3 tRNA genes and 2 rRNA genes are annotated in these 4353 nt (G+C 47.2%); all 5 read left to right on the plus strand.

The window, feature by feature from the left end:
- The first annotated feature begins 20 nt into the window (after nt 1–20).
- A tRNA-Phe gene (locus K0778_RS24980) sits at nt 21–93 on the plus strand.
- A gap of 13 nt (nt 94–106) precedes the next feature.
- Nucleotides 107–182: transfer RNA gene (locus tag K0778_RS24985), tRNA-His, on the plus strand.
- A gap of 15 nt (nt 183–197) precedes the next feature.
- A tRNA-Gly gene (locus K0778_RS24990) sits at nt 198–271 on the plus strand.
- Nucleotides 272–390: 119 nt separating this feature from the next.
- Nucleotides 391–1942: ribosomal RNA gene (locus K0778_RS24995) — 16S ribosomal RNA — on the plus strand.
- A 366-nt stretch (nt 1943–2308) separates the two neighbouring features.
- Nucleotides 2309–4353: ribosomal RNA gene (locus tag K0778_RS25000) — 23S ribosomal RNA — on the plus strand; the annotation flags it as partial.

The following is a 4353-nucleotide window of genomic DNA, read 5'->3' on the forward strand; positions in this document are numbered from 1 at the left end:
GCCATTATTATTACCATTACGGTTCAGTAGCTCAGTTGGTAGAGCAATGGATTGAAGCTCCATGTGTCGGCAGTTCGACTCTGTCCTGAACCATTATTAATTCATGGCGGTTGTGGTGAAGTGGTTAACACATCGGATTGTGGTTCCGACATTCGAGGGTTCGATCCCCTTCAGCCGCCCCATAATCGTTTACATTAGCGGGTGTAGTTTAATGGCAAAACCTCAGCCTTCCAAGCTGATGTTGTGGGTTCGATTCCCATCACCCGCTCCATAGATAATTTTAATGAACATTGAAAACTGAATGACAATATGTCAACGTTAATTCCAAAAAACGTAACTATAAGTTACAAACATTATTTAGTATTTATGAGCTAATCAAACATCATAATTTTTATGGAGAGTTTGATCCTGGCTCAGGATGAACGCTGGCGGCGTGCCTAATACATGCAAGTCGAGCGAACGGACGAGAAGCTTGCTTCTCTGATGTTAGCGGCGGACGGGTGAGTAACACGTGGATAACCTACCTATAAGACTGGGATAACTTCGGGAAACCGGAGCTAATACCGGATAATATTTTGAACCGCATGGTTCAAAAGTGAAAGACGGTCTTGCTGTCACTTATAGATGGATCCGCGCTGCATTAGCTAGTTGGTAAGGTAACGGCTTACCAAGGCAACGATGCATAGCCGACCTGAGAGGGTGATCGGCCACACTGGAACTGAGACACGGTCCAGACTCCTACGGGAGGCAGCAGTAGGGAATCTTCCGCAATGGGCGAAAGCCTGACGGAGCAACGCCGCGTGAGTGATGAAGGTCTTCGGATCGTAAAACTCTGTTATTAGGGAAGAACATATGTGTAAGTAACTGTGCACATCTTGACGGTACCTAATCAGAAAGCCACGGCTAACTACGTGCCAGCAGCCGCGGTAATACGTAGGTGGCAAGCGTTATCCGGAATTATTGGGCGTAAAGCGCGCGTAGGCGGTTTTTTAAGTCTGATGTGAAAGCCCACGGCTCAACCGTGGAGGGTCATTGGAAACTGGAAAACTTGAGTGCAGAAGAGGAAAGTGGAATTCCATGTGTAGCGGTGAAATGCGCAGAGATATGGAGGAACACCAGTGGCGAAGGCGACTTTCTGGTCTGTAACTGACGCTGATGTGCGAAAGCGTGGGGATCAAACAGGATTAGATACCCTGGTAGTCCACGCCGTAAACGATGAGTGCTAAGTGTTAGGGGGTTTCCGCCCCTTAGTGCTGCAGCTAACGCATTAAGCACTCCGCCTGGGGAGTACGACCGCAAGGTTGAAACTCAAAGGAATTGACGGGGACCCGCACAAGCGGTGGAGCATGTGGTTTAATTCGAAGCAACGCGAAGAACCTTACCAAATCTTGACATCCTTTGACAACTCTAGAGATAGAGCCTTCCCCTTCGGGGGACAAAGTGACAGGTGGTGCATGGTTGTCGTCAGCTCGTGTCGTGAGATGTTGGGTTAAGTCCCGCAACGAGCGCAACCCTTAAGCTTAGTTGCCATCATTAAGTTGGGCACTCTAAGTTGACTGCCGGTGACAAACCGGAGGAAGGTGGGGATGACGTCAAATCATCATGCCCCTTATGATTTGGGCTACACACGTGCTACAATGGACAATACAAAGGGCAGCGAAACCGCGAGGTCAAGCAAATCCCATAAAGTTGTTCTCAGTTCGGATTGTAGTCTGCAACTCGACTACATGAAGCTGGAATCGCTAGTAATCGTAGATCAGCATGCTACGGTGAATACGTTCCCGGGTCTTGTACACACCGCCCGTCACACCACGAGAGTTTGTAACACCCGAAGCCGGTGGAGTAACCTTTTAGGAGCTAGCCGTCGAAGGTGGGACAAATGATTGGGGTGAAGTCGTAACAAGGTAGCCGTATCGGAAGGTGCGGCTGGATCACCTCCTTTCTAAGGATATATTCGGAACATCTTCTTCAGAAGATGCGGAATAACGTGACATATTGTATTCAGTTTTGAATGTTTATTTAACATTCAAATATTTTTTGGTTAAAGTGATATTGCTTATGAAAATAAAGCAGTATGCGAGCGCTTGACTAAAAAGAAATTGTACATTGAAAACTAGATAAGTAAGTAAAATATAGATTTTACCAAGCAAAACCGAGTGAATAAAGAGTTTTAAATAAGCTTGAATTCATAAGAAATAATCGCTAGTGTTCGAAAGAACACTCACAAGATTAATAACGCGTTTAAATCTTTTTATAAAAGAACGTAACTTCATGTTAACGTTTGACTTATAAAAATGGTGGAAACATAGATTAAGTTATTAAGGGCGCACGGTGGATGCCTTGGCACTAGAAGCCGATGAAGGACGTTACTAACGACGATATGCTTTGGGGAGCTGTAAGTAAGCTTTGATCCAGAGATTTCCGAATGGGGAAACCCAGCATGAGTTATGTCATGTTATCGATATGTGAATACATAGCATATCAGAAGGCACACCCGGAGAACTGAAACATCTTAGTACCCGGAGGAAGAGAAAGAAAATTCGATTCCCTTAGTAGCGGCGAGCGAAACGGGAAGAGCCCAAACCAACAAGCTTGCTTGTTGGGGTTGTAGGACACTCTATACGGAGTTACAAAGGACGACATTAGACGAATCATCTGGAAAGATGAATCAAAGAAGGTAATAATCCTGTAGTCGAAAATGTTGTCTCTCTTGAGTGGATCCTGAGTACGACGGAGCACGTGAAATTCCGTCGGAATCTGGGAGGACCATCTCCTAAGGCTAAATACTCTCTAGTGACCGATAGTGAACCAGTACCGTGAGGGAAAGGTGAAAAGCACCCCGGAAGGGGAGTGAAATAGAACCTGAAACCGTGTGCTTACAAGTAGTCAGAGCCCGTTAATGGGTGATGGCGTGCCTTTTGTAGAATGAACCGGCGAGTTACGATTTGATGCAAGGTTAAGCAGTAAATGTGGAGCCGTAGCGAAAGCGAGTCTGAATAGGGCGTTTAGTATTTGGTCGTAGACCCGAAACCAGGTGATCTACCCTTGGTCAGGTTGAAGTTCAGGTAACACTGAATGGAGGACCGAACCGACTTACGTTGAAAAGTGAGCGGATGAACTGAGGGTAGCGGAGAAATTCCAATCGAACCTGGAGATAGCTGGTTCTCTCCGAAATAGCTTTAGGGCTAGCCTCAAGTGATGATTATTGGAGGTAGAGCACTGTTTGGACGAGGGGCCCCTCTCGGGTTACCGAATTCAGACAAACTCCGAATGCCAATTAATTTAACTTGGGAGTCAGAACATGGGTGATAAGGTCCGTGTTCGAAAGGGAAACAGCCCAGACCACCAGCTAAGGTCCCAAAATATATGTTAAGTGGAAAAGGATGTGGCGTTGCCCAGACAACTAGGATGTTGGCTTAGAAGCAGCCATCATTTAAAGAGTGCGTAATAGCTCACTAGTCGAGTGACACTGCGCCGAAAATGTACCGGGGCTAAACATATTACCGAAGCTGTGGATTGTCCTTTGGACAATGGTAGGAGAGCGTTCTAAGGGCGTTGAAGCATGATCGTAAGGACATGTGGAGCGCTTAGAAGTGAGAATGCCGGTGTGAGTAGCGAAAGACGGGTGAGAATCCCGTCCACCGATTGACTAAGGTTTCCAGAGGAAGGCTCGTCCGCTCTGGGTTAGTCGGGTCCTAAGCTGAGGCCGACAGGCGTAGGCGATGGATAACAGGTTGATATTCCTGTACCACCTATAATCGTTTTAATCGATGGGGGGACGCAGTAGGATAGGCGAAGCGTGCGATTGGATTGCACGTCTAAGCAGTAAGGCTGAGTATTAGGCAAATCCGGTACTCGTTAAGGCTGAGCTGTGATGGGGAGAAGACATTGTGTCTTCGAGTCGTTGATTTCACACTGCCGAGAAAAGCCTCTAGATAGAAAATAGGTGCCCGTACCGCAAACCGACACAGGTAGTCAAGATGAGAATTCTAAGGTGAGCGAGCGAACTCTCGTTAAGGAACTCGGCAAAATGACCCCGTAACTTCGGGAGAAGGGGTGCTCTTTAGGGTTAACGCCCAGAAGAGCCGCAGTGAATAGGCCCAAGCGACTGTTTATCAAAAACACAGGTCTCTGCTAAACCGTAAGGTGATGTATAGGGGCTGACGCCTGCCCGGTGCTGGAAGGTTAAGAGGAGTGGTTAGCTTCTGCGAAGCTACGAATCGAAGCCCCAGTAAACGGCGGCCGTAACTATAACGGTCCTAAGGTAGCGAAATTCCTTGTCGGGTAAGTTCCGACCCGCACGAATGGCGTAATGATGGCCAGGCTGTCTGCACCCGAGACTCAGTGAAATTG

Source organism: Escherichia sp. XD33, from assembly GCF_019375075.1.
GTDB classification, from domain to species: Bacteria; Pseudomonadota; Gammaproteobacteria; order Enterobacterales; family Enterobacteriaceae; genus Enterobacter; species Enterobacter flexneri_A.